Source organism: Streptomyces sp. KM273126 (genome assembly GCF_004337435.2).
Classification (GTDB): Bacteria; Actinomycetota; Actinomycetes; order Streptomycetales; family Streptomycetaceae; genus Streptomyces; species Streptomyces acidicola.
This window is the reverse complement of the sequence record NZ_SJXB02000001.1, coordinates 875,164-893,890: the sequence shown is the minus strand read 5'-3', so window position 1 is coordinate 893,890 and position 18,727 is coordinate 875,164. Positions and strand designations below refer to the sequence as shown.

The window sequence follows — 18,727 nt, the reverse complement described above, 5'->3', positions numbered from 1 at the left end:
CTCCTTTACCGAGGTGTGTGCTCATCTGTCGATGCGGATGGTGCCTTGACTGTGGCCAAGGGTGATTTCGGTTCCGTACGCCTCGGAAAGTGTGCGGAGTCGGTTGAGTATGTGATCTGCGGCAGCGGCATCTGCCAGTTGAGGAGTTCCCCGGTCGGAATGATGCGGGGTGTCAAAGGTAAGGGTCACCGGGTGAATCGTTATGTCGAGGCTGTGCTGACTCTCGAATGACAGAGAAACGGCGACGCTCTCGTACCAGATCCGGTCACTGAAAGGTCCCTTGATTCGTTTCTGTTCGAGCATCTCGCTCGGGGTGTGCTGCGAGGGGTCCAGGCCGGTGCGCCGCCACGCCTCGCGGGTCAGCGGGAACTGGCGGTTCTGCATGAAGACGAAGTTTCCGAGCGAGTAGAAGATCGGCCGGTTCCGGTACACCTCGATGCCCCGCAGTTGGTGCGGGCCGTGGCCGAGAACGACATCGGCGCCCTCGTCGATGGCGGCGTGCGCGAGTTCATGCAGGAAGGGAGGTGGCTCGGCGCTGTAATTGCCTGGTTCGTGGGTGTGGAGGGCGACCGCGACGACATCGGCACTCTGTTTGGCCTGCCGCACGCTGTTGCGCAGAGCGGTCGTGTCCTCGTCGTCGACCTTCCAGTACGGCCCGACCCGGCCGCCGGTGGCCTCGGACGAGACGAACGCGGTCCCCCCGAGCGTCACGGAGCCGTCCCGCGCGTCGGCCTTGCGGGCCGTGTGGTGAAGGGACGCGGGCGGAAGACTGTCGCGGATCGCGGCCATGGACCGGAGTTCGTCGGGGTGTACGGCGAACCACTTCTTGGTACGCAGGCCGTTGATGCCGGGTCGGGCCGGCACGATCCCGAACGGGTCGCTGGCCAAGGACATGGCCTGGTAGCGGGTCGCGGCCGACACGAGAGCGATGCGCCCGTGGCGGGTGGTGAGGTAGCGCGGTGCTCGTGCCGCGGTGAGCGACTCGCCGGCGCCGGCGTGGATGACCCCGGCCTCGTCGAGCACGGCGCTGGTGGAGCGGAGGCCGGCCACGCCCCAGTCGGTGGCGTGGTTGTTCGCGCGCGACACCATGTCGATGCCCATGGCCCGGACATCGGCTCCGCTGCGCACCGAGGTGACCAGCCAGGATCCCCCGGGCTCGGCCTCGGGCCACCCGGCGAAGCGGTCGAAGTCGATGGCGGTCGTCTCGAAGTTCGCGATCGTGACGTCGGAGCCGAGCAGGAGGCCGAGTAGTTCGGGGGCGGTCGCTTCCAGACGTGGGGTCAGGACGTCGTCGTCGAGGACGAGGTCGCCGACCGCGGCGAGGGTGAGGCCGGTGCCGGGGCTCATGCCGAGTCCTCAGGGAGGAGGTGCAGCGTGATCGTGGAACGTCCGTCCACGAACACCTTGTTCGTCGCGATCACCTGCCGGCGATCGGTGGTCTCCGTCTCACCGGTGCCGGAGTTGACGTCGAACCGGGGGAAGTTGCTGGAGCTGATGTCCACGCGGATCCGGTGGCCGCGGGCGAAGAGGTTGGCGGTGTCGGGCGCCTCGACCGTCACGTCGTAGATCCGCCCCGGCTCAAGTGGTGACGGTGTCTCGAACGAGTCCCGGTAGCGACAACGCAGGATGCCGTCGGTGAGGTTCATGGCGAAGCCGGCCGGGTAGTCGGCGCTCGGCGGGTGGACGTCGATCAGCTTCACGGTGAAGTCGGTGTCGGCGGCGCTCGACGAGACCGTGAGCCGGGCGACGACCGGGCCGGCCACGACGACGTCTCGCTCCAGAGGGCCGGTCTCGAAGGTGAGCACGTCGGGCCGGGAGGCGAGCGGCAGCCGCGACCCCGTCAGGGAGAAGGTCCGGTCATCGGGGCGCTGGTCGAAGGACCCGCCCACCATCACCGGTTCCCCGGACGTCACCTGCCCGCCGATCGTCGGCACCGGGTCGCGGGGGTCGTGGTCGTACTCCAGGTGCTCCGCGACGGCCCGGGGTGCCGGCGTGAGACTGCCGTCGGCATTGAGGTGGAACTGCGCGATGTGCGCCTCCTGCGGCGGCCAGCTCGAACTGCTCAGCCAGCGTCCGCCATGGTCGAGCCGGCCGTCGGCATTACGCCTTCCCGAGCCGCCGCCCATCCGGAAGTACCGGACAGCCGGGTCCGCCGGGTCCTTCGACGGAGTCGAACTCAGCTGCGAGTCGAACCAGTCCGCCCGGAACTCGACGTAGTCGGTCCCCAGATTGCCGTCCAGCGTCGCCTCGGGGCCGAAGTCGACATCCCCCGCGTACGAGATGCTCCGCTTGCCGTGCGTCCATGGCCCCAACACCAGGTACGCCGGACTCGTCTTGCGTTCGCCCAGCTCGCGGAAGTTCTCGATCGCGGTCTGAATGTAAGGGTCGTACCAACTGGAGATGTGCAGACTCGGCACGTCGGGGAAACGATCGAAATACCCCCGCCCGTAGATGCCCAGCTGCTGCCAGTACGGCCCGAACCGGCCGTGCTCCCACTGCTCGAACAGGTAGCCCTCGTACTCAGGCGCGTGCCGCAGGGGCGAGTGCCCGCGGCGCCACGGCAGATGCCTGAACCACTCCTCGATGGACTCGGCATCGAGCGCGGCACCCCTGACCGGATCGGCCAGCGTCGCCGCACTGGTCTTGGCCCTGGCGAAGGCCCAGGTCGCCTGCTTGAGCTCGAATGCCCCGCCCAGACGGACACCCGTCTCGTAGGCGCTGGCGAAGCCACCGGAGTCGAGGAACATCGCGGACAGGTGCGGTGCTCCCAGCGAGGCGAGCGCGGACTGAACGTGCGCGGCGTAGGACACGCCCATCGTCGCCACTCGACCGTCACACCACGGCTGGGCCGCGATCCACTCGACGGTGTCGTAGCCGTCCACCGCCTCGTTGAGGTACTTGACGAACTCGCCGCCGGAATCGCCGCGGCCACGGCAGTCCTGACGGACCACGTGATAGCCGCGTTCGACGAAGCGCCCGCACACCGCCTCCGGCGGAGGCGGGTTCCAGGACTCGAAGGCCCCGTCCGAGCCCCGCGCCTTCCGGCGCCCGTAGGGCGTGCGCTCCAGCAGGACCGGCCGCGGAACCGGGTCCGGCCCGTCGGCGTAGACGTCCGCGACGAGTTCAACGCCGTCACGCATCGGCACCGAGACCACCTGACGCCATCCGGAGCCCGGCTCCGGAACGCGGTGCCAGGTGTCGTGCCCACCCGGACTGTCAACCACGTGCACTCCTCCCCATCGCTGTGTGATGGGCGGGGACGCTACGCGGCGGGCCATGGCGTGAACCCACTGTTACCGCGAGGGCGGCAACCGTCGCTGTTGCCCGAGGGCGGCAACCGTCAGGTTTACGCTGACCGGGTGCCCGTGATACTTGACCTCAGGGGGGCGAAGAGTTCGGACGTGGAGACCGGAATATCGCCGATCTCCGAACTCCAGGCCTGCCTGCATTCTCTGGCCGAGCCCGATCATCACCTCGACAACCGGTCGTGGCTGGTAAAGACCGACCAGTCGCTGTCACCGGATCTGCGTCACAGACTGGCGCAGTTCGCGCCGCTCTGGGCCCGCCGCCGCTGCCGCCTGCTGCTGCCATTGAACGGCCCGCTCGACACAAGCGTGGATGCAGAGATCGATCGAATATCGCACCTGCCCGAGCCGGATTTCGTAGAAGCCGCCGCCTACGCGATCCAGGGTGGGGGATTCGATCCGCGGCAGGCAGCGTCACGGCAAAGCGAATTCATCGCGGCATGCGAAGCGCGCTCGTTCTCGCGCGGTGAGCTCGCGAGGTCACTGATCGATGATCCGGAAGCATTCCGGGCGATGCTGGTCCGGACGCTGGCGGACTGTGTCGACGAGTTCTTCGCGAAAGAATGGGAACGCGTCCACGACCGGCTGCGTGATGAAGCCGACCAAACCCGTTCGAGGCTGCGTGGGCTGCCTCTCCCGGAGCTGATCTCGTCGGTGAGCCCGACTGCCCAGCCGGTGCAGGGCGGCAGGGCGGTGCGCTTCGACAAGCTGCAGGACCTGACCGTCTCCCTTCGTGGAAATCACACCTTCCTCGTCCCGACCATTCACGGCCGTCCACACCTCATCATCCGGGGTGAATCCGGTTTCCCTGTGGTGGTTCACTACCCTGTTGCCTGGCGCGGTCAGCCCGCGTCCATCGGTGAAATGCAGCAACGGCTGACAATACTGTCGGATCCGGCTCGCCTGGCCTTGTGCCGTCATCTTGTCAACGAAGCGATTACCACCTCTGATCTCGCCCGTCGTATGAAAATGACGCGACCACAGGTCTCACGACATCTCGCCAAACTCCGCGCAGCCGGAGTACTCGTGTCGGAGAGGAGTGGGCGATACGTCTACCACCGGGTCGATGTGCAGCAGCTGATGCAGATAGGTGTGGACCTCCTGCGGGCGATCGTGCGATGACCGAGGGAAACCTTCCGCACTGGTTCCGGCTACACGCGGTGGGTGAGGCCGGTCCGGTCGTCAGGCGGTGATCTCCTCCGGCCACGGCCTGTCCAGGCAGCAGCGGACGAAATCCTGAACGACGGGGTTGGCGTCGTCGGCGGGCGCCCAGGCGACGCCGACCCGGCTGGGGCTGACGCCGCTGACGGGACGGTACGTGATGCCGGGCCGTGCGTAGAAGCGGGCGGCGGATGCGGGGGCGAGGGCGACGCCGTAGCCGTTGGCGATGGCGCTGAGCCAATCGTCCGGCTGGTCCGTGACGGCGCCGATGCGGACCGGGTGGCCGTCGCGTTCGTCAGCGGCCAGCCAATGGTCTCGCCACCAGCCTGTCTCGGGCGGGGCGGCCACGAACGGCTCTTCCCACAGATCCCGGAAGGCGATCACGTCGCGCGCTGCGAGAGGGTGTCCTTCGGGGAGGGCGACCCAGCGGGGCTCGGTGAACAGGACCGCCGTCCGCAAGGTGTCCTGGCCGGGGAAGGGCAGTCGCAGCAGGGCGACATCGACGTCCCCGTCTGCGAGCCCGGCGTTCGGAACCGACCAGGCGGCCTGCCGCATGTTCACGCGCCAGCCCGGTCGGCGCCGGGTGAACTCCGCGATGATGCCCGGGGTCGCCTCGTTGGCGGCACTGGCGATGAAGCCGACCCGCAGCAAGCGGGCTGCCCGGCTGGCGGCGCTCTTGGTCTCCCGCAGCACCAGATCCCAGTCGGCCAGCAGGGCGGGCACCCTCTCCGCCAGGATCCGGCCCGGTTCAGTGGGGCCCATGCCGGTGCGGGACCGCGTGAAAAGCCGCACTCCGAGCTGCGCCTCAAGTTGCCTGATCTGCTTGGTCAGCGCCGGCTGGGACACGAACAGCCGTTCCGCGGCACGGGTGAGGGTCCCCTCCTCCACCACCGCGATGAAGGAGCGCAGTAGCCGGGTGTCCACATCCATGCCCACAGGTTATGGATGCGCGTATTGGACGTCGCTCAAGGGCTCGGGAAAGGCTGGAACAGTCAGCCGGTCGAGGTGAGCACGCAGGACTCGCCGGCCTCACCGCCTCACCGGCCTCACGACGCGTTCGACTGAAAGGCGCGGCACATGTCCACCGCCTACGTGATCATCACCGTCACAGCGATCCTGGCCAACGCCGGCATCGCCCTCGCGGACTTACTGAAAGCCAAGTTCGTCCTCGCCAACTCGGCCGAAGTGGGTGTGCCGCAGAGCCGGCTCCCGTGGCTCGCCGCGCTCAAGGCCGCCGGAGCCGCGGGTCTTCTCCTCGGGCTGATGGGGGTGCCCTTCATCGGCGTCGCCGCCGCGGTGGGGCTCGTCCTGTTCTTCATCGGCGCCGTCGCCGCGCACATCCGTGCCCGCGTCTACTACAACATCGCTTTCCCCGGCGGCTACCTGGCCCTGGCCGCCGCCTCTCTCGTTCTCGCCGTCGCACGATAGACGTCTGAGCTGTCCAGGCTGTCCGGGCTGTCCACGGCGGCTGTGTCCCGACCACCGTTCACAGCCCCCGCCCCGCCCCCGGATGCCTCCGCAGCCACCCCTCCCACGCCGAGGAGATCATGTCCTCCACGCCGTACCGGGCCTTCCAGCCGAGCTCGTCGGCGGCGCGGTGCGCCGAGGCGACCACGCGTGCGGGGTCGCCGGGGCGGCGTGGGGTGACGGTCGGGGTCACGTCGTGGCCGGTGAGCGCGTTGATGCGTTCGATCATCTCGCGGACCGAAACGCCCTCACCGCGCCCGATGTTGAGGGTCAGGTCCGTACCGCGGGCGGCCTGCAGGCGATGGGCCGTCGCCACGTGGGCCTCGGCCAGGTCCACCACGTGGATGTAGTCCCGGACGCACGTGCCGTCGGGCGTCGGGTAGTCGTTCCCGAAGATCCGCGGCGCCTTGCCCTCGGTCAGCTTCTCGAAGACCATCGGGATGAGGTTGAAGACGCCGACGTCCGCCAGCTCGGGCGAGGCCGCACCCGCCACGTTGAAGTAGCGGAGTGACGCCGTCGACATGCCCGTCGCCTTGCCCGTGGCCCGTACCAGCCACTCGCCCGCGAGCTTGGTCTCGCCGTACGGGCTCATCGGCACGCACGGACTCTCCTCCGTCACCAGGGGCTCGTCCCGGGCGTCGGAGGGCATCCCGTACACGGCCGCAGAGGAGGAGAAGACGAAGTGCGGCACCCTCGCCTCGGTGACGGCGGAGAGCAGGACGCGCAGTCCCTCGACGTTCTCCTGGTAGTAGTGCAGCGGCTGTTCGACCGACTCGCCGACCTGTTTCTTCGCCGCCAGGTGGATCACGCCGGTGACGGTGTGCCGGGTCAGGGTGCGGTTCAGCAGCTCGCTGTCCAGCGTCGAGCCCTCGACCAGCCGCACCCCCTCGGGCACGCGCTCGGCGATCCCCGTCGACAGGTCGTCGTAGACCACGGTCCGCTCGCCCGCTTCGCGCATGGCGCGGACGACATGCGCCCCGATGTAGCCGGCGCCGCCGGTGATCAGCCAGGTCATGGACAGTCGTCCCCTCTTGAATGCACCCACCTACGGGTCTTCGGGTCTTCGGGTCTACGTCTACGGGTCTACGTCTACGGGTCTTGAATTCACCTACGGGTCGTGCACCAGTCTCGTATTCATCTACGGGTCGTGCACCAGGGAAGCAGGCGTTCACTGATGAAGCAGACGTTTGACGCGTCTGCTCATGACATCTGTCAATCCTCGCCAACCGGGCGCGAGCCGCAACGCGAGCGCCCCCGCGTGGGTCGCGTACGGCTGTACGAGGAGCAGCCCGTGGCGCGCGCTCGGTACGGCCGTCCGCCGCAGCAGCCCGGGCCCGGCGAGCGCGTGGGCTGTGGTCTCCCGGCTGGTGCCGTCCCGGAAGCGCAGCCGCAGCCGTAGGTCCCAGGTGCCCGAGCCCAGCTCACCGAGGTCGACCGGCACGTCGGCCAGCCAGCTGTCGGAGTCCGGCTCGGCCGTGAGGGGGACCGTGCGGGCGAGCCCCACCCGGCCGCGGTCCCGGTGCGTGAACTCCACGTCCACCGCCTCGGGCCCGGCCTGCCCCATTCGCCCGTACAGCTCGTGCAGGCGCAGCCGGAGCAGGGTGTCGCGCGCGCGGGGGCGCAGTTCGGCGTCGACGGCCACGGGCAGCAGGTGCAGGGGGCGTTCGAGGAGGTGGTCCAGCCGCACCTCGGGCAGGTCCGCCGACCACACCGGGGTGCCGTCGGCCGCGCGCGCGTACGGCGGTGTCAGCCGGGCCGGGCGGGCCGCGAGCTCCCTGAGGCGGGGCACGTCACGCGGCTCGGCGGAGGCCAGGATCACGCGCGCCACGACGCGCCCCGGCGCGGGCGCCAGCGCGAAGTCGGCCGTGTCGAAGGTCTTCAGGTACGCGCGCGTGAGGGCCCACCACGTGCGCCGGTACTCAGCCCCGCGCTGGTCGAGTTCGCGTGCGTACATCCGCACCGAGTGTTCGAGGAACCTCGCCCGAGCTGCCCGCGCCAGCCGCTTCTCGCCGGCACGGAGGAGGATGTCGTACGACAGCTGGTGGGCCTCCGTCCGCGCCCGCCAGTTGTCGATGCCCGCGCGGTCGAGGGAGATGGACAGCCGGTCCGCGGAGCGCCGTACGTGCCAGACGTAGACCGTGTCCGGGACGAGCGTCATGCGCGGGGCGGCGGCCAGCACGCGCGCGGTGAACACGAAGTCCTCGTACGGGAACCGCCCGTCGGGGAAGCGGATCCCGTGCCGGCGCAGGAAGTCGGTGCGGTAGAGCTTGTTGACGCACAGCGTGTCGTGGACCAGGCGGGTGCGCCGCGACGGGCGGGCGAGCACGGCCGGCTGCGCGTACAGCTCGGGCTGCCACGGGGTCTCGCGCCCGGACGGCAGCTCCCGGCGCACGCACAGGCCCGCCGCGACCTCCGCGTCGTGCTCGGCCGCCGCGCGCAGCAACGAGTCCACCGCGCCGGGCGGCAGCACGTCGTCGCTGTCCAGGAACATCACGTACGGGGCCGTCGTGGCCTCGATGCCGTCGTTGCGGGGGGTGCCGCAGCCGCCGCTGTTGACCCGGCGGCGGATCACCCGCAGACGCGGTTCGGCGGCGGCCAGCCGCTGAAGCAGCTCCGCACTGCCGTCCGCCGAGCAGTCGTCGACCGCGATCACCTCACGGACGGCGGGGCCCTGCGCGAGCGCCGAGCGGACCGCGCCCGCCACGTGGGCGGCGTCGTCGTACCCGATGACGACGACGCTGACCTGCGAGTGGTGAGGGTGCATGGCTCCCACGAGTCGGAATAGTCGATGTTGTTGTCAGTTTCCCGTATGAGCGGTACTTAGCCTTTGGTGTGGATGACGGCGGGAATAGGGTTCGGGTTCCGTTCCGGGTCGCTGGATTCTGAGTCGTCCGGTTTGGGTTGGTCCTCCGGACTCCGGCTCCGACTACTCCGTGGGCCGGCGGCCGTGCCCCGCCACAGCCGTGCGAAGGACAGGACCGTCGCGGCCGTCAGGAGTCCGTTGCGTACGAGCATCAGCAGGCAGCCCGTCCAGGTGCTGTTGACGACCTCCTGGTAGAGCACGGGATACGTCACCGCGCTGACGGCCGTCGCCGCCACGATCAGCACGGCCACCGCGCGCTGCGTGGTGTGCCGCGACGTCAGGCACACGGCGGCCAGGCCGAGCAGCCACACCATGTACTGGGGGCTGATCACCCGGCTGGTGACCGTGAAGAGCAGCACGGCGCTCAGCGCGGCGTCGTACGGGGTCGCCGGCGACCAGCGGCGGGCGCGCGTCCGCCACAGCAGCAGGGCGCCGAAGGCGGCGACGGTGAGGGTGAGTGAGAGGGCCGCGACCTCCGGCACGTACGGCCCCACGAACTCCATCGCGCCGTACCGGTACCGCACGGTCCCGTCCCAGCCCGCGCGGCGCGCGAGAGCGAGGGCCGTGCCGCCGAGCGACTCGATCTGCACGCCCCGGCGGCCCTGCTGGCGTAAGAAGTCGAACGGCGTCCTGAACAGTACGGCGAGCGTCCCCAGCAGCACCGCCGTGGTGACCGCGGCCGCCGCCCACGCCTCCTTCGTCGTACGGCCCCTCGGCGTGCCGATCAGGGTCAGCGCGGGCCAGACCTTCGCCAGGGCGCCCATCGCGGCGAACGCCCCGCACGCGCGCGTGGAGCGCGAAAACGTCAACAGAGCGATGACGGCGAACGCCGTGACCAGCACGTCGTACCGCACGAGCGGCAGGTACAGCATGACCGGCAGCCCGGCGGTCCACAGTGCGGCCCCGCTCAGGCTGCGGCCGTCGGGGCGCGTTCCCGCGCGTGTGAGGGCGACCGTGACGACGACGTCCGCGGTGAGGGTGAGGGCCACGAAGGCCTGGAAGTACGTCAGGCCCGGCAGCGCCCCGGGCGCGAGCAGCAGCGGTCCGGCACCTGGCGGGTACTGCCAGAGCGGGTCGCCCTCCGGGTACGCGCCGCCCGCGAGGACGCCGTACCAGCGCGCGTACAGCCGGTACGCCTCACCCGCGACACCGCCGTGACCGAGCAAGGGTAGGTGGTTGTGGGCGAGCAGCCACAGCATCAGGGCGCGGGTGGCCGCCCAGGCTGCGGCGAGGGCGAGCAGCTGGGAGCGGACTTCGGGCCGTGCGGGCCGGCTGCGGGTCTGGGGCTGGATTCTCCGGGGCTGGATTCTTCGAGGCTCGATTCGCCGTGTCATCAGACCGGATCGTAATCCGAATAAATGCCACATCCATGGCGATACGCCGCCTATCGCTATCAATGGGTGTGCAAGGCCGTGGAGTCGGCGTTCTCATGGCCTCGACCGACCTCCCGCCGCCGCGGCTCCTAAGCGCAGCCCGGCGTCTCCTCCAGCGCCGCCCCGTCCAGCGCGGCCGTCAGGCGGTCGAGGCGGCTGTGCAGGTCGCGCAGCTCGTCGAGGTCGAAGCTCGTCGCCGCCATGATCCGGCGCGGTACCTCCAGTGCCCGCTCGCGCAGCGCCAGGCCCTCCTCGGTCGGCCGCACCTCCACGGACCGCTCGTCGCGTGCGCTGCGCTCGCGCCGTACCAGCCCGGCCGCCTCCAGCCGCTTCAGCAGCGGCGACAGCGTGCCGGAGTCGAGGCGCAGGTGCTCGCCCAGCTTCTTCACGGGCAACTCGCCCCGCTCCCACAGCACCAGCATCACCAGGTACTGCGGGTAGGTGAGGCCGAGGTCCTTGAGGAGCACCCGGTAGACGCCGTTGAAGGCGCGCGAGGCCGCGTGCAGCGAGAAGCAGATCTGCTTGTCGAGGCGCAGGAGGTCCGCGCCAGGGACCGAGGCCAAGTCGGTGGCAGGGGTCGGGGCCGGGGTCTGGGTCATGGGGTCGAGGATACCTCCGGCGTGTCATTCAGTTGTGCACAATTGAATTGCGTGCTCTAATCGTGGAACGCAGGCGGCCGGACCAAGCCGCCGCACATGAACTTCGAGCCGAACGTGAACTTCGAGAGGGATGGTTTTCCCATGGACGCGATCTACACCGCTGTCGCCACCGCCACCCACGGCCGCGAGGGTCGCGCCGTCACCTCCGACGGCAAGATCGACCTCGCGCTGAGCCTGCCGACGGAGCTGGGTGGCAACGGCGAGGGCACGAACCCGGAGCAGCTCTTCGCCGCCGGATACGCCGCCTGCTTCGGCAGCGCCCTGGGACTCATCGGGCGTCAGGCGAAGGTCGACGTCAGCGAGGCCGCGGTGACCGCCGAGGTCGGCATCGGCAAGCAGGGCGAGGGCTTCGGCCTCAAGGTGACGCTGCGCGTGGAGCTGCCGGACTCCGTGGACGAGGCGACCGGCCGCAAGCTGGTCGAGCAGGCCCACCAGGTCTGCCCCTACTCCAACGCCACCCGCGGCAACATCCCGGTCGAGCTCGTCATCGAGTAATCGAGCCCGTCATCGAGTAATCGGGCTCGTCATGAGTGGCGGGCTCAGCCCCGAGCCGCCCCGACCGCCCAGCCGCCCCGAGCCGCGCCAGCACCTCCCCCGTCCGCCGGTTCCGGTCCACCACCACCGCCTCCTCCGGCACCTTGCGCCACCGCGTGAGCAGCAGCCAGCGCACGCGGTAGCGCCGGGCGATCGCGGTGCGCTCGGCGCGAGTCGACGCCGGGTCGAGGTAGGCGCTGACGGCGGCGAGCCGTCGCGCCCGCTCCCGCTCGTCCAGGGCGGGGTCGGGCCAGGCGGGCGCGACCAGGTTCGGCCCGTACCCGGCGATGGCGTGACCGGCGTAGTAGCCGTCGGTGATCACCACCTCGCCGGGTCGGATGTGCCGGGCCGCCCACCCGTACCCCGGCCACTGCGGCGGCTGCGCGAACCCCACCGGGTCCAGCGAACGCGGCACCACCGCCCCGGCCTGCGCGAGGAAACCCACGCACGTCCCGGCGGCAGCGGCCGCGCCCAGCGCCCGCCTCGCCCATCCCCACGGCCGCGGCGCCGCCAGCTCCACGGCCAGCGCGAACTGCGGGGGCACGGCCGTGAGCCCCAGGATCCTGCCGTACGTGTAGTGGCCGCTCGTCCAGCCGTACGCCACCACCAGGCACTCCAGCGCGAACATCAGCACCAACGGGTCCCGTCCCGCCCGCCACCAGCCCCCGCCGCCCGCGCGCCGGGCGCAGGCCCACAGCGCGGGCACCCCGAGCAGGGCCAGCCAGAAGTGGACGCCCATGTGCTCGTACAGGCGCCGGTGGATGCCGTCCACACCCGTGTTCCCCGGCAGCGCCAGGACGTCGTAGTACGGCCACGCCACGGCGACCGTCAGGGCGACCGCCCCCATCAGCGCCCACCGGCCCACGACCGGACCGCGCCACGAGTGCTGCCACGCCGCCACGATCGCGACCGCACCGGTCAGCGACGCGACCGCCGTGATCGGATGCACGAGCACGATCAGGCCGTACAGGATGCCGAGCCCGGCGTACCCCCGCCACGCACGTACTCCACGCCCCTGCGTGCCCGTCACCGCACGGGCTCCACGCGCGTGCGTGCCCGTCATCGCCCACGCCCAGAAGGTCAGCCCGATGGTGAACGCCGACGGATAGCCGAGGTTCGTCGTCATCGACATCAGCCCGAGGTAGCCGCTCCACAGCACCCGCTCCGTGCCCCACAGCAGCGTCATGAACAGCACGGCGAGGACCGGCGCCCACGGGCGGGGCGTCAGCGTCCGTACGAAGCGGCCGATCCCCGTCAGCAGCACCGCCAGGTTCACCGGACCGGCGAGCCGCACCGCCTCCCAGCCCGACAGCCCGGTCAGTCGCGCGAGTGCGCCCTGCACGACGGCGTACGGCGAGTAGTACGGGCTGCCCGCGCCCGGCAGGTCCGCCATCGGATGGGCGGGGTGGAGCAGGTCCGCCTTGAGGCGCTCCACGACCGCCGCGTGCTGGCCGGCGTCGCAGCACAGCGGGACCCGCCAGTACGCCAGCGTCATCACCAGCCAGAACAGGCCGCCGAAGACGGCGTACGGACCGGGGTGCCATGTACGCCAGGAGCGCCGGGTGCGGCCGCCACGCAGGGCCGTGACACCGTGCGCGGGGCGCCGTACGCCAGCAGGGATACCGTTCTGGCCTGGTTGAGCTGTTTGGGGCATTTGCCGTCTATTCCCCCTGGGGGTCAACGGCTTAGCCGCGCGTCACCTCATCGGGTGACCGGGTGTCCCGCCCGGACAGACCCGGTGCCGTGACAGCGCCCGTCGCCCGCGCGCCCATCACCTGCTCCAGCAGCAGCGGCAGCCCGATCACCGGCAGCAGCCACGCCAGCACGATCAGCCGGCCGCCCCAGATGGTGATGTTGGGATGCGCCGCATGGGTGAGGAACCCCGTGCCCGCCGCCGCGAACAGGAACCCCGCGAAGGCCGGCCGCTGCCGCACCACCCCCACGCCCCCGCCACCAGCGCCGTCAGGAACAGCGGCTCCCAGAACTGGCGGCGCAGCCACTCCACCCAGAAGTTGGCCTCCAGGTGCAGGAACTCCGGCCACGGCCGGGCCCGGTCGGGCATGTTGTAGTGATGGGTGAGCAGGTCCTGGACGCTGTCGGAGCTGGACGGGTAGTGCAGCAGCCAGGCGGCCACGACTGTGGCCAGGGCCCCACCGACCGCCACGGACCCGATCAGCAGCCGTGGCCGGTCGAGTTCCCTGCGCCGTACGGCGGTCACCGCGCACGCCCCCGCCAGGCACAGCGCGAGGAACATCGCCTGCGAGTGCTTCACCGCGAACAGCAACACCAACGATCCGCCGACCAGGGCGGCGCCCGCCCGCGCCCTCCCCTCGACCGCCAGGGCGCACCCCCACAGCGCCGCCAGCGTCAGCGCCAGCATCAGCCCCTCCGTCATGGGGCGCATCGCGGTCGTACCGCACGGCAGGACGTAGAAGAGGGCCTGCCCGGTGAGCGCGACCACCGGGGGCGCGCCCAGCGTCCGCAGCACCAGGAACGCCAGGACGCCCCCGGCCAACGCCATGAGCACGCTTGCCAGCCAGACGCCCCACGTCACCCCGAACAACGTGATGAACGGCACCAGCAGCATGGGATACCCGGGCCGCACCTCGAAGATCCTCATGAACCGCTCGTTCGCGAACGGCGCGATGTGCCCGCCCGTCTGCCCGGCCCGCAGCCGCTTGTCCACCTCCCGCCACAGCTCGTCCCGGCACTTGTCGGTGACCCGCGCGGTCGGGTCGGGGGCATGGAAGCGAGCCGGGTCAGCGCTCTGCTTCCGCCGCGCGATGGAGGCCCGTCCCGCGCACGTCCAGTCGATGGCGGCGGCCGCGGACTCGCGCTTGGAGTCGCCGCGCAGATCGAGCGCGTACGACACGTAGTTCTTGCTGTCGGGCGTGTCCCGGCCGGTGACGCCCGCGAGCTGGAGGAGTGCGAAGACGGTGGCCAGGGCCAGCACCCAGGTGCGTGGCTTCATGCGGACTCCAGGGGGGTCTCGGCGGGCACGGCGGGCGGCGGCGTGGGCACCACGGGCACTTCCGGCTCACCCAGCAGCAGCGTCCGTACGACCCGCTCGGCCGCCCGCCCGTCGTCGAACTCGCAGAACCGCGCCCGGAACCCCTCGCGCAGCCGCGCCGACTCCTCGTCCTTCCACGCCCCGGACGCCAGTAGCCACGCCAACTCCCGGTAGGAATGCGCCACATGGCCGGGCGCGTCGGCCCTGATGTCGAAGTACGCGCCCCGGCTCGCCGTGAACGAGCCCCAGTCGTCCGCGTGGAGCACGATGGGCCGGTCCAGGTTGGCGTAGTCGAACATCAGGGCCGAGTAGTCCGTGACCAGCACATCGGAGGCGAGTATCACGTCCTCGACGTGCGGCTCGTCCGTCGCGTCCACGACGACGCCCCGCCGGTGCAGCTCGGCCAGGCCGAAGCCGCGCGCCGGACCGTCCGCCAGCGACGGGTGCAGCCGGACGACCAGGGTGCGGCCCTCGCCCAGGTCCTTGGCGAGGCGCGCGAGGTCGAAACGCTCCACGTACCCGCCCCGCCGGTAGTCGCGCCGCGTCGGCGCGTACAGCACCACCGTGTTCCCGTCCGGAATGCCGAGCCGGGCGCGGACCTCGGCACCGCTGTCCGGCTTGGCGTTCACCAGGACGTCGTTGCGCGGGCTGCCGGACCGCAGCGAGGTGAACCGGCACGGGAAGGCGCGGCTCCACACCAGCTCGGAGTGGCGGTTGGCGACCAGGCTGTGGTCCCAGCGGTCCGAGCGGCGCAGCATCTGCGGCACGTCCACTCCGTACCGGGCACCGGGCTTGCCCAGCAGATCGGCCCCCAGGTACTTGAGCGGGGTGCCCTGGTGGGTGTGGATGTGGACGCTGCCGGGGCGTTTCACCAGAGCGCCGGGCCAGTTGACGTTGTTGACGAAGTACGTGGCCCGCGCGGTCACCCGGCGGTAGTCCGGCGAGTCCAGGAGGACGTACTCGATGTCCGGCGGCAGCGACGCCACCTGCTCGGGGCGGACCACCCACACCCCGCGGACATGCGGGGCGAGATCACGGGCGGCCCGGTGGACGGCGGCCGGATCGCCGAGGACGCCCTGGTGCGAGAACGCCGAGTACACCGCCAGGTTCGGGTCCAGCGGCCGGTGCTCTTGCACGAAGGACAGCCCGGACCTGACCCGGCCCGCGGCCGCCGCACGCACCGGCCGCCCGCGCTCGCCGAGCGCCCGGACCGCGCGGGCCGCCTGCTGCCGCACCCGGTAGCGGGCCCAGCTCCCCTCCAGGACCCGCAGCCCGTCGGGCACGGGACCCGCGACCCGGTACTTCCGGAACAGCCCCGCCGTCCGCCGGAAGAACTCCGCCTTGTCCTCGGGCGGCAGCCGGTCCGGTTTGGCGAGGACGTCCAGACAGTGCTCGCCCATCTTGTGACACAGATACGCCTGCCAGCCCGCCAGCCGGGGCCGGGAACCGACGAAGGCGAAGACCCGCTCGTACTGGTCGAGCAGGTCGAAGTGCTTGCGGCTGGTGGTGGACAGGATGTTGCCCTGCCGGCGCTGCCGGTACGCGACGCAGATCCGGTCCATGGTGGCGATCGAGCCGGCGGTGAGCAGCACCGGGAACGTCCAGGGTGTGTCCTCGTAGTACCCCGGCGGGAAGGCGAAGCCCTCGCGCTCGACGAACTCCCGCCGGTACGCCTTGTTCCACACCACCATCAGCAGTTCCATGACCTCCGGGTACTCGTCGGCGGTGAAGGTGTCGTTCCGGCCGGTCAGCAGGTCCGCGAGGCCGTTGCGCCGTGTGCCGCCCCACCAGTACGTGCGCGCGTAGTCGAAGACCAGCACATCCGGGTCGCCGGTCTCCTCCAGCCGGTCGGCGATCGCGCGGAGGGCGCCCGGGGTGAGCGTGTCGTCGCTGTCGAGGAAGAGCAGGAAGTCCCCGGTGGCGTGCGGCATTCCGGCGTTGCGCGCCCGGCCGAGCCCCACGTTCTGCGGCAGGTGCAGCACCGTCACCCGCGGATCGCGGGCCGCGTAGGCGTCGAGGATCTCCCCGCTGCCGTCCGGCGAGCAGTCGTCGACCGCGATCACCTCCAGATCGGTGTACGACTGCCGCAGCACCGAGTCGAGGCACTCGCGCAGGAAGCCCCGCACGTTGTGGACGGGGACGATGACACTGAAGCGGGGCACTGCCGTGGGCTCCTTACGAGGCGGGCGGGCAAGTCCGTGCGGGGGCGGGAGCGGGGACGCGGCGCCCGAGCGGGACCACGGGCGGGATCGACTCGGGCGGCTGGCCGAGCAGCACCCGGCGTACCACCCTCTCGGCGGCCAGCCCGTCGTCGAACTGGCAGAACCGCTCCCGGAACACGGCCCGCAGCGCGGTGGCCTCCGCGTCCGCGTAACCGCCGTCACGGAAGAGGCACGCCAGCTCCTCGGGCGTCCGCGCCACCGGGCCGGGCGGCGCCTCCATGAGGTCGAAGCAGACGCCCCGTGTCTCCCGGTAGACCTCCCAGTCGTCCGCGTACACGACGATCGGCCGGTCGAGGTTGGCGTAGTCGAACATGATCGACGAGTAGTCCGTGACCAGCGCGTCGGCCGCGAGACAGACGTCCTCGGACGAGGGGTGGTGCGTGACGTCGATGATCCGGCCGCCGCTTCTCGCGGGCCCGCCCCGGTCGTAGAAGTAGTGGGCGCGCAGGAGGACGACGAAGCGGTCGCCGATCGCCTCGCAGAACGACTCCAGGTCGAGCCCCGAGTCGAACCCGGTGGCGTGGTCGCGGTGCGTGGGTGCGTACAGCAGTGCGGCCTTGCCCTCGGGGACGCCCAGCTCCCGCCGGACGCGGGCCACGTCACCGGCCGTCGCCGTGTAGTAGACGTCGTTGCGCGGATAGCCGTACTCCAGCTGCTCGTACGTGCCCGGGAAGGCCCGCTCCCAGACCTCCGTGGAGTGCCGGTTGGCGGAGAGGTTGTAGTCCCAGCGGTCCACGCGGGTCAGGAGTTTCGTGAAGCTGCCGGTGGTGGCGGCCACGACCTGGTACGTGGACTGGTCGACGCCCATCGTCTTGAGCGGGGTGCCGTGCTGGGTCTGGAGGTGCACACTGCCGGGGCGTTTGACGACGGCGTCCGCGAAGTTGGCGTTGTTCACCAGGTACTTGGCGCGGGCGAGCACCTCCCAGTAGCGGGGGCTGCCCATGACGGCGTACTCGACGTCCTTCGGCAGCGCGTCCACCGCGTCGGGCTCGACCAGGAACACCGAGCGCAGGTGCGGGGCGAGTGCACGGGCCGTGGCGTGGATCGCGGCCGGGTTGCAGGTGTAGCCGCGGCCCCAGTACGCGCAGTACACCGCGAGGTTCTCGTCGAGCGGACGGCGCAGGTGCGCGGCGTACAGCGCGCGGGTGCGCAAGCGCCGGGGACGCGGCAGCCTCTGTACCGCCCTCTCGGTGGCCTGGTTGGCGGCGCGCAGCGTGTGGAACGCCGTGTACGCGCCCGCCGCGAGCAGCCGGTGCTGTGCCCCGAGGCTGCCGGCCGGAGGACGGAACCCGGCCGGGCGATGGCGCCGGTGGAGCCGGGCCGCCCGGCCGAAGAAGGCACGGCGGCGGTCGGCGGGCACCAGCTCTGGGCGTGCCGCCGTCCGCAGCACGGCCGCGAAGAGCTGCTCGAACAGCGCCTGGGACAGCCCGTGCTCGGCGGCCGCCCGGGACAGCACCAGCTCCACCTGGTCGAGCAGGTCGAGCTGGTGCTCACCCGGCACGTTCAGCCGGCTGCCCTGCCGGCGCACCAGATGCCGTACGCACACCGAACGCAGCTCGGCCGCCCTCTCGGCGGTCAGTGCGACCAGCCCGCTCCAGCCGACGTCCGTGAAGTGACCGGAGGGGAAGGCGAGCTGGTGCTCGTCGACGAACGCCCGCCGGTACGCCGCGCTCCACGCCGGGACCTGCGCTCCCTTCAGCCGGGGCGTGGTCGGCTCGCCGTCCCACCAGGGCACCCGCTCATGGTCGAAGTACAGGACGTCGGGTTCGCCGGACGCCGACAGCCGGGCGTCCAGCGCCGCCAGCGCGCCCGGTGCCAGCGTGTCGTCGCCGTCGAGGAACAGCAGGTACACGCCGGTGGCCGCCGCCATGCCCGTGTTCCGCGCCCCGCTCAGCCCGGCCGACGGCGGCGAGTCGACCGGGGCGACGCGGGAGTCCCGCTCGGCGTACGCGGCGGTGACCGTGGCCGCCGGGGCGTCCGGGGCGTCGCGCACCGGGATCACCTCGAAGTCGCCGAAGGACTGGGTGAGGACCGAGTCCAGGGACAGGGACAGCCGCCCCTCGACGCCATGCGTGGGGACGATGATGCTGAGGCGGGGCATTCTGTCCTCCCTGTCAGAGGGTCTCGGGCCTG

Annotated in this window: 13 protein-coding genes and 1 pseudogene; 3 read left to right on the top strand and 11 right to left on the bottom strand. The window is 71.1% G+C overall.

Annotation, left to right across the window (positions count from 1 at the left end; translation table 11 throughout):
- Positions 1–21 precede the first annotated feature (21 nt).
- The gene (locus E0500_RS03745; protein ID WP_131571071.1) at positions 22–1,347 is read right to left on the bottom strand and encodes a CapA family protein; all 1,326 of its coding nucleotides are present in this window, start codon (positions 1,345–1,347) and stop codon (positions 22–24) included.
- The gene (locus E0500_RS03740) at positions 1,344–3,224 is read right to left on the bottom strand and encodes a CocE/NonD family hydrolase (RefSeq protein ID WP_309504892.1); all 1,881 of its coding nucleotides are present in this window, start codon (positions 3,222–3,224) and stop codon (positions 1,344–1,346) included. Before E0500_RS03740 ends, E0500_RS03745 begins: the two co-directional genes overlap by 4 nt.
- Here E0500_RS03740 and E0500_RS03735 point away from each other — a divergent pair.
- The gene (locus tag E0500_RS03735) at positions 3,189–4,427 is read left to right on the top strand and encodes a DUF5937 family protein (protein ID WP_309504891.1); all 1,239 of its coding nucleotides are present in this window, start codon (positions 3,189–3,191) and stop codon (positions 4,425–4,427) included. The two genes, E0500_RS03740 and E0500_RS03735, sit on opposite strands and share 36 nt — an antisense overlap.
- Before the next feature lie 60 nt (positions 4,428–4,487).
- On the opposite strand, the gene E0500_RS03730 is transcribed toward E0500_RS03735, so the two are convergent.
- Positions 4,488–5,396, bottom strand: coding sequence for a LysR family transcriptional regulator (locus tag E0500_RS03730; RefSeq protein ID WP_131571080.1), 909 nt, complete (start codon positions 5,394–5,396; stop codon positions 4,488–4,490).
- A gap of 147 nt (positions 5,397–5,543) precedes the next feature.
- Here E0500_RS03730 and E0500_RS03725 point away from each other — a divergent pair, with 147 nt between their 5' ends.
- Positions 5,544–5,894 (top strand): DoxX family protein, encoded by a 351-nt coding sequence (locus E0500_RS03725; protein ID WP_131571083.1) that lies wholly within the window; start codon positions 5,544–5,546, stop codon positions 5,892–5,894.
- 58 nt (positions 5,895–5,952) lie between these two features.
- On the opposite strand, the gene galE is transcribed toward E0500_RS03725, so the two are convergent.
- From galE to E0500_RS03705, 4 genes are all read right to left on the bottom strand, one after another.
- Positions 5,953–6,948, bottom strand: coding sequence for a UDP-glucose 4-epimerase GalE (gene galE, locus E0500_RS03720; protein ID WP_181586856.1), 996 nt, complete (start codon positions 6,946–6,948; stop codon positions 5,953–5,955).
- A gap of 153 nt (positions 6,949–7,101) precedes the next feature.
- Positions 7,102–8,697 (bottom strand): glycosyltransferase family 2 protein, encoded by a 1,596-nt coding sequence (locus E0500_RS03715; protein WP_131571972.1) that lies wholly within the window; start codon positions 8,695–8,697, stop codon positions 7,102–7,104.
- Between the two features lie 56 nt (positions 8,698–8,753).
- Positions 8,754–10,130 carry a glycosyltransferase family 87 protein gene (locus E0500_RS03710; RefSeq protein WP_131571971.1) on the bottom strand — a complete coding sequence of 459 codons (1,377 nt, stop codon included), beginning with the start codon at positions 10,128–10,130 and terminating at the stop codon, positions 8,754–8,756.
- 128 nt (positions 10,131–10,258) lie between these two features.
- On the bottom strand, positions 10,259–10,768 hold the full coding sequence (locus E0500_RS03705; RefSeq protein WP_131571970.1) for a MarR family winged helix-turn-helix transcriptional regulator: 510 nt from the start codon (positions 10,766–10,768) through the stop codon (positions 10,259–10,261).
- A 141-nt stretch (positions 10,769–10,909) separates the two neighbouring features.
- Between E0500_RS03705 and E0500_RS03700 the strand changes: the two genes are divergently transcribed.
- A complete protein-coding gene (locus E0500_RS03700; RefSeq protein WP_131571974.1) occupies positions 10,910–11,323 on the top strand; it encodes an organic hydroperoxide resistance protein in 414 nt (137 codons plus the stop codon).
- Here the strand turns inward: E0500_RS03700 and E0500_RS03695 are convergent.
- The 4 genes and pseudogenes from E0500_RS03695 to E0500_RS03680 all read right to left on the bottom strand — a co-directional run bounded on the left by E0500_RS03695 (position 11,313) and on the right by E0500_RS03680 (position 18,695).
- Positions 11,313–13,016: a hypothetical protein gene (locus E0500_RS03695; RefSeq protein ID WP_258572604.1), complete on the bottom strand. Its 1,704-nt coding sequence runs from the start codon at positions 13,014–13,016 to the stop codon at positions 11,313–11,315. The genes E0500_RS03700 and E0500_RS03695 overlap by 11 nt on opposite strands.
- 31 nt (positions 13,017–13,047) lie before the next feature.
- Positions 13,048–14,333, bottom strand: a pseudogene (locus E0500_RS03690) (hypothetical protein).
- Positions 14,330–16,534 carry a bifunctional glycosyltransferase family 2 protein/CDP-glycerol:glycerophosphate glycerophosphotransferase gene (locus E0500_RS03685; RefSeq protein WP_131569926.1) on the bottom strand — a complete coding sequence of 735 codons (2,205 nt, stop codon included), beginning with the start codon at positions 16,532–16,534 and terminating at the stop codon, positions 14,330–14,332. Before E0500_RS03685 ends, E0500_RS03690 begins: the two are co-directional and overlap by 4 nt.
- Before the next feature lie 13 nt (positions 16,535–16,547).
- Positions 16,548–18,695 carry a bifunctional glycosyltransferase/CDP-glycerol:glycerophosphate glycerophosphotransferase gene (locus tag E0500_RS03680; RefSeq protein ID WP_131569924.1) on the bottom strand — a complete coding sequence of 716 codons (2,148 nt, stop codon included), beginning with the start codon at positions 18,693–18,695 and terminating at the stop codon, positions 16,548–16,550.
- Positions 18,696–18,727: the final 32 nt, after the last annotated feature.

Bases quoted from the DNA above. Each gene is read 5' to 3' on its own strand.
- E0500_RS03695 (WP_258572604.1), bottom strand. From the start codon at position 13,016: ATGCCCCAAACAGCTCAACCAGGCCAGAACGGTATCCCTGCTGGCGTA.
- E0500_RS03700 (WP_131571974.1), top strand. From the start codon at position 10,910: ATGGACGCGATCTACACCGCTGTCGCCACCGCCACCCACGGCCGCGAG.
- E0500_RS03745 (WP_131571071.1), bottom strand. From the start codon at position 1,347: ATGAGCCCCGGCACCGGCCTCACCCTCGCCGCGGTCGGCGACCTCGTC.
- E0500_RS03730 (WP_131571080.1), bottom strand. From the start codon at position 5,396: ATGGATGTGGACACCCGGCTACTGCGCTCCTTCATCGCGGTGGTGGAG.
- E0500_RS03710 (WP_131571971.1), bottom strand. From the start codon at position 10,130: ATGACACGGCGAATCGAGCCTCGAAGAATCCAGCCCCGGAGAATCCAG.
- E0500_RS03715 (WP_131571972.1), bottom strand. From the start codon at position 8,697: ATGCACCCTCACCACTCGCAGGTCAGCGTCGTCGTCATCGGGTACGAC.
- E0500_RS03705 (WP_131571970.1), bottom strand. From the start codon at position 10,768: ATGACCCAGACCCCGGCCCCGACCCCTGCCACCGACTTGGCCTCGGTC.
- galE (WP_181586856.1), bottom strand. From the start codon at position 6,948: ATGACCTGGCTGATCACCGGCGGCGCCGGCTACATCGGGGCGCATGTC.
- E0500_RS03680 (WP_131569924.1), bottom strand. From the start codon at position 18,695: ATGCCCCGCCTCAGCATCATCGTCCCCACGCATGGCGTCGAGGGGCGG.
- E0500_RS03725 (WP_131571083.1), top strand. From the start codon at position 5,544: ATGTCCACCGCCTACGTGATCATCACCGTCACAGCGATCCTGGCCAAC.